Origin of the sequence: Pigmentiphaga sp. (genome assembly GCF_019689535.1) — a bacterium.
Classification (GTDB): Bacteria; Pseudomonadota; Gammaproteobacteria; order Burkholderiales; family Burkholderiaceae_B; genus Pigmentiphaga.
In genome coordinates this window covers 1-5,706 of sequence record NZ_JADGHH010000211.1, presented here as the reverse complement: position 1 = coordinate 5,706, position 5,706 = coordinate 1, and the positions used below count along the sequence as shown (strand labels likewise).

At 67.5% G+C, this 5,706-nt stretch carries 7 protein-coding genes; 6 read left to right on the top strand and 1 reads right to left on the bottom strand.

The features are described from left to right. On the top strand, positions 1 to 873 hold an 873-nt coding region (locus IRZ12_RS15100; protein ID WP_296470074.1), incomplete at its 5' end, for a septal ring lytic transglycosylase RlpA family protein. Between the two features lie 144 nt (positions 874 to 1,017). Here IRZ12_RS15100 and rsmI read toward each other — a convergent pair. Then, positions 1,018 to 1,953: a 16S rRNA (cytidine(1402)-2'-O)-methyltransferase gene (rsmI, locus tag IRZ12_RS15095; RefSeq protein WP_296470071.1), complete on the bottom strand. Its 936-nt coding sequence runs from the start codon at positions 1,951 to 1,953 to the stop codon at positions 1,018 to 1,020. Between the two features lie 26 nt (positions 1,954 to 1,979). Here rsmI and IRZ12_RS15090 point away from each other — a divergent pair, with 26 nt between their 5' ends. The 5 genes from IRZ12_RS15090 (at position 1,980) to IRZ12_RS15070 (ending at position 5,477) form a co-directional block, all read left to right on the top strand. Continuing rightward, positions 1,980 to 2,504: a YraN family protein gene (locus IRZ12_RS15090; RefSeq protein ID WP_296470068.1), complete on the top strand. Its 525-nt coding sequence runs from the start codon at positions 1,980 to 1,982 to the stop codon at positions 2,502 to 2,504. Positions 2,505 to 2,690: 186 nt separating this feature from the next. Further along, complete coding sequence (locus IRZ12_RS15085; RefSeq protein ID WP_296470065.1) at positions 2,691 to 3,281, top strand: phosphoheptose isomerase; 591 nt, start codon at positions 2,691 to 2,693, stop codon at positions 3,279 to 3,281. Beyond that, a complete protein-coding gene (locus IRZ12_RS15080; protein WP_296470062.1) occupies positions 3,281 to 3,937 on the top strand; it encodes a BON domain-containing protein in 657 nt (218 codons plus the stop codon). Before IRZ12_RS15085 ends, IRZ12_RS15080 begins: the two co-directional genes overlap by 1 nt. Before the next feature lie 110 nt (positions 3,938 to 4,047). Further along, positions 4,048 to 4,584 carry a TlpA disulfide reductase family protein gene (locus IRZ12_RS15075; RefSeq protein WP_296470059.1) on the top strand — a complete coding sequence of 179 codons (537 nt, stop codon included), beginning with the start codon at positions 4,048 to 4,050 and terminating at the stop codon, positions 4,582 to 4,584. A 71-nt stretch (positions 4,585 to 4,655) separates the two neighbouring features. Then, positions 4,656 to 5,477: a Kdo hydroxylase family protein gene (locus IRZ12_RS15070; protein ID WP_363322274.1), complete on the top strand. Its 822-nt coding sequence runs from the start codon at positions 4,656 to 4,658 to the stop codon at positions 5,475 to 5,477. Positions 5,478 to 5,706: the final 229 nt, after the last annotated feature.

The window sequence follows — 5,706 nt, the reverse complement described above, 5'->3', positions numbered from 1 at the left end:
GACGACGGCCCGCCCGATAGCCCGCCCGCCAACCTGGACCAAGTCCCGGACCCGCTTCCGGCGGTCGAACCGCTGGCCAGTGGCCCGAACCGTCCTTATGTCATCTTCGGCAAGCGCTACGTGCCCGCGACATCCCTGCAGCCATACAAGGTACGCGGCATCGCCTCGTGGTACGGACGCAAGTTCCACGGCGCACGCACGTCGAATGGCGAAATCTATGACATGTATGCGATGACGGCGGCGCACACGACGCTGCCCATCCCAAGCTACGCCCGCGTCACGCGGGTCGCGACCGGCAAGTCCGTGATCGTGCGGATCAACGACAGGGGGCCGTTCCACGACAACCGCATCATCGATCTTTCCTACACGGCTGCGTACAAGCTGGGCCTGCTCGAAGCGGGTAGCGGTGAAGTGGAAGTCGAGCTCCTGCTGCCGGATGAAATCGCGCGCATCCGCGCGGAGCGCAGCCATGGCACGATGTTGGCCGCGGCACCCGACGCCGCGGCATCGAGCAGCGGGGGCGCGGTCCAGGCCATGCCGGTCGCGGCCCCGGCGCCGATCACCCAGGTGCAGGAACTGCCGCCGGCCCCGGCACCTTCGGCACTCGACCCGGCCACGGCGACCGTCTCCTCCCCGGCGCAATCGGGCGTTTTCCTGCAGCTCGGCGCCTTCAGCGGTCCCAGCAATGCCCAAGCCCTATTGGCCCGCCTCAAGGCGCAACTTCCGGACTGGACCGAGCCGCTACGCATCGTCAATGCCGACAACCTGCACCGCGTCCACATCGGCCCCTATCCTTCGCGTGAAAGTGCGCAGGCGGCGGCGCAGCGGCTACAGGCCCGCCTCGACATCGTGCCTCTCATCGTGACGCGCTGACCGCTCGCGGCGCGGGCCGGCGCGCCCGCGCGGCCAAGGCCAGGACAATCCTGCCCCGGTGAGGGGCTATCCGACGAGGCGCAAGCGCGGCATGCTTGCGCCAGAGCCTTCATCGCGCCCCCCATGCCTGCCGGAGAATCCGCCCTAAACGTCTTTCCCCTTGAGCTGCAACGCCCGCGCATACAGAGCGTCGCGCGGCGCGCCGGTGATGCGCGCTGCGACCTTGGCACTGTCGCGCACGCTCAGGACCTCCAGCAACGCCTCCAGCACCTCATCCGTCCGTGCGTCGAACTGCGCGGCGTCCGACGGCGGCGCCTCCCGCACGATCAGGACGAACTCGCCCTGTGCCCGCTGCGGATGGGCCGCGAGCCAGGCCGGCGCCTCGCCGAGCGGCAAGGTGGCGATTTCCTCGAATCGTTTGGTCAGTTCGCGCGCCAGGGTCACCTCGCGCCCCGGTCCGCAAACCGCCAGCAAGTCCCCCAGCGTCGCGGCCAGGCGATGGGGCGCCTCATACATGGCAACCGGCGCCGGCAATGCGCACCACTGTGCCAGCCACCGCTGCCGCGCTGCCGATTTGGGCGGCGGAAATCCCGCGAAAACGAAAGCCGGGTTCTCGTCCGAGGTCGCGCCGCTGGCCATCAAGGCGGCAATGACCGCGCTCGCGCCGGGCACGGGTACTACCCGGTACCCCGCCGCCGCAACCTCGCGCACGATGCGCGCTCCCGGATCGCTCACGCCCGGCGCACCGGCATCGGAAACCAGCGCGACGCGCTCCCCGGCAGACAGGCGGCCGAGTATGGCCTGCGCTGCCTGGGCTTCGTTGTGACGATGCGCCGACATGAGCGGCGTGTCGATGCCCCAGGCCTCCAGCAGCGCGCGCGACGTGCGGGTATCCTCGGCCGCCACCACGTCGGCCCTACGCAAGCAAATTTGGGCCCTCAGGCTCAGGTCGCCGAGGTTGCCAATGGGCGTGGCCACCACATAGAGGGCGGATGCTGGCCAATCCTGCGCCTCTACCTTTTCGGCGAGCCTGGCCCAGGCGCCGGCGTGGGGCCTGCTTGGGTCGAATTCATGTTCCATGCCCCGAGCATAACGCGAGGACAGGCATGACGTCCGAGCGCACGCCACGCCCGGACGGCGAGGCCATGCCCCCCATCGACTCGGCCTTTGCCCGGGCACACGCGGCGCAACGACAGGCGCTGCGCCGCCGACGAGGCAAACGGCACGGCGGCCGACGCGGCCAAGACGAGGCACCTCGCCGGTCGCCCTCTCAACAGGCGGGCGACCGCGCCGAACGGCGCGCCCTGGACTACCTGACGGCGGCGGGCCTGCAACCGGTCGCGCGCAACTTCACGTGCCGGGCGGGAGAAATCGACCTGATCATGTGGCATGGCCCGGTACTGGTCTTCGTCGAGGTCCGGGCGCGCGCCGTCGACCGCTACGGCGACGCAGCCGCCACCGTGGGCCCCGCCAAACGACTGCGCCTGGAGCGCGCGGCACGTTGCTTCCTCCATACCCGTTGGAGGGGGCCGCTGCCGCCCTGCCGCTTCGACGTGCTTGCCTTCGACGCCGAACGGCCGCCTCGGTGGATCCGGCACGCCTTCGAGGCAGGGCATCCTGCCGGGGGATGAATCCGACGACTCGGGACAGGCCCACGAGCGGGGACGTGCCTCTCCACGGCCGAGGGGAACCAAACGCGGCCCGGCTGCTCGAACCCGGGTCGCCGGCAACGGCGGCACGTTGCGGCCGGTTACAGTGGTCACACTTGCCGGCCTGCCGTGCACACCGGCCGCTTCCCCGCATGAGATAATTCCTTCATGGACCTGATCGCCCGCATTTCTGCCCATTTCCGCGACGCCGTCGCCCTGTTCGAACACTGCCAGGACACCCTGTCCGCCCCCACCGCCGCCGCCGTGGACGCACTGGTGTTCTGCCTGACCAACAACGGCAAGATCCTGGCTTGCGGCAATGGAGGCTCCGCTGCCGACGCCCAGCACTTCGCCGCCGAATTGGTCGGCCGCTTCGAACGCGACCGCCTGCCTTTGGCCGCCATCGCCCTCAACACCGACAGCTCCATCCTCACCGCTGTCGGCAACGATTTCGGCTACGACCGCGTGTTTTCCCAACAAGTCAATGCGCTCGGCCAACCCGGCGACGTGCTCGTGGCCATTTCCACCAGCGGCAACTCGGCCAACGTCATCGAAGCCATCGAAGCGGCCCATTCGCGCGAAATGCGCGTCATCGCCCTGACCGGCAAGGGGGGCGGGAGGATCGGCCAGAGGCTCACCGAAGACGACGTACACCTTTGCGTGCCGCACGACCGCACGTTGCGCATACAAGAAGTCCACATCCTGCTGCTGCACGCCATGTGCGACGGCATCGACGCTCAACTGCTGGGAGATCTCTGATGTTTCGCAAACCGGCCATTTCGCTCCGCCCGCTGATGCTGGCGGCCATGGTGGCAACTTCCGCATGGGCCGTGTCGGCCTGCGCACCCGTGGTATTGGGAAGCGCCTACGTCGGCACCATGGCCGCGACCGACCGCCGCACCGTCGGCATCCAGGTCGAAGACAAGAACATCGAGCTCAAGGCCGCCAATCGCCTCTCGGGCCGCTACGGCGAGAAGGGCCATATCAACGTCAACTCCTATAACCGCAAGGTGCTGCTGACCGGCGAAGTCCCGGACGAGGCTGCCAAACGCGACGCCGAAGAGCAAGTGCGAGGCGTGGAGAACGTGCGCGCCATCGTGAACGAGCTGCAGATTGGCATGCCGACCTCCCTGGCCACCCGCTCGAACGATCTCTTCATCGAAGGCAAGATCAAGGCCTCGCTGGTCGACGCCAAAGACCTGTTCGCCAATTCCTTCCGCATCGTCGTAGAGAACGGCGTCGCCTACCTGATGGGACGCGTGACCGAGCGGGAAGGCAAGCGCGGCGCCGAGATTGCCGCCGGCGTGAGCGGCGTGAAGAAGGTCGTCAAGGTGTTCGACTACATCACGGAAGAGGAACTGCAAAACCTCGCCAAGGTGAAGGCCGAAGAGGAAGACGGAGCGGGCGGGCGCTAAGCGCGAACCGCCGCAGGGCGCCGCGCACGCCGCACCTATAATGATGTTGGATGGGGCGGCCGCGACGCTTTGCCGGCCGCGCAGCCGCCCTGCGTGGAGGACAGACGGATATGCCTACTTCAGCCCGTATCAACACAGCCGCGCGCCAACGCGGTGCCGCCAAGCTCGCCGCAATCTTCGCGGCCGTGCTGCTGGCTGCAGCCGGCGCCTGGCTGGCGCTGGCGCCGGCCGCCAAGATGCCCGACACCACGTTCACTTCCATCGAGGGCGAGAAGATCCCGGCTGAAAGCCTGCGCGGCAAGGTCGTGCTCGTCAACTTCTGGGCGACCAGTTGCACGACCTGCGTCAAGGAAATGCCAATGATGGTCGAAACGTACAAGAAGTACGCACCCCGGGGCTATGAGATGATCGCCGTGGCCATGAGCTACGACCCGCCGAACTACGTGCTCAATTTTGCGCAAAGCCGCCAACTGCCGTTCAAGGTTGCGCTCGACCCCATGGGGGAAATCGCCCGCAGCTTCGACGACGTCAAGCTCACGCCCACCTCCTTCCTGATCGACAAACAAGGCCGCATCATCAAGCGATACCTGGGCGAACCCGACGTGGCCGAGTTCCACGCCGAGATCGAAAAGGCGCTGGCCGGTTGAACAATCGCACCATGGCCGCATCTTCCCGAATCATCGTCATCGACCACGCCTCCTGGGACGCCGCGCCCGGGATGGACGCCGCCCCCTCGCCGGCAGCGGAGCTGGAAGAAGGCAAGGTGCTGTATTTTCCGCGACTGCGCTTCGAGCTGACGGATGCGGAAACCGCCTTGCTCGACCCCAGCCTGGTCGATCCCAAGCGCAAGAACATCAGCCTCAACGCCGTCACCGGCAAGCTGACCGGCGTCGCCGTGGAGGACGAGCGGCGCGACGCCATAGGCGCGCTGGTCCGGCGCTACTACGAAACCACGCGTCGCTTCCTGGATCGTCTCTTGCCTCACTACGCCGCCCACCTGCACGCGCCGACCACCAGCTTGCGGCTGCACCGCATCGGCACGTGGAAGATGTCCTGGCGCAAGGACGACTCGCGGCTGCACGTCGACGCGTTCCCTTCGCGCCCCGTGGGCCAGCAGCGCATCCTGCGCGTCTTCAACAACATCAATCCGCATGGCGATGCGCGCCGCTGGCGCGTGGGCGAGTCCTTCGAGACGTTGTCCGCGCGCTACCTGCCGCAGATCCCGCCCTATCGTCCCGGCGTGGCCTGGCTACTGCACAAGCTGCACGTCACCAAGAGCCGGCGCAGCGCCTACGATCACATCATGCTGCAGCTGCACGACCGCATGAAGGCCGACGCCGACTACCAGCGCAACGGTCCGCAAGAAAGCATTGATTTCCCTCCCGGCAGTACCTGGATCTGCTTTTCCGACCAAACGCCGCATGCGGCGATGACAGGCCAGTTCATGCTGGAACAAACCTATTTGCTGCCGGTCTCGGCCATGGAGAACCCAGAGCGCTCGCCGCAGCGCGTGCTGGAAAGGCAGCTGGCCTCAGCCTGACCGATCCGCTTCGGGCAAGCGCGCGTCGCGATGCGTGCGACCGCGCACCGGCGCGGCCGGAGCGCGTCTGCATTCGACCCGCACCCGCACGCAAGTCTTGCCCGGCCACGCCGGCGCAATCGTCCAGACGGCATCGGTGCGCGCCACGCAGGCGGTGCGAATGCCCCGGAAAGTGTCTCTATGGGGCCCGGCCTATGTGCACCCCGCCCCCGTCGGCATGTGACAGCCC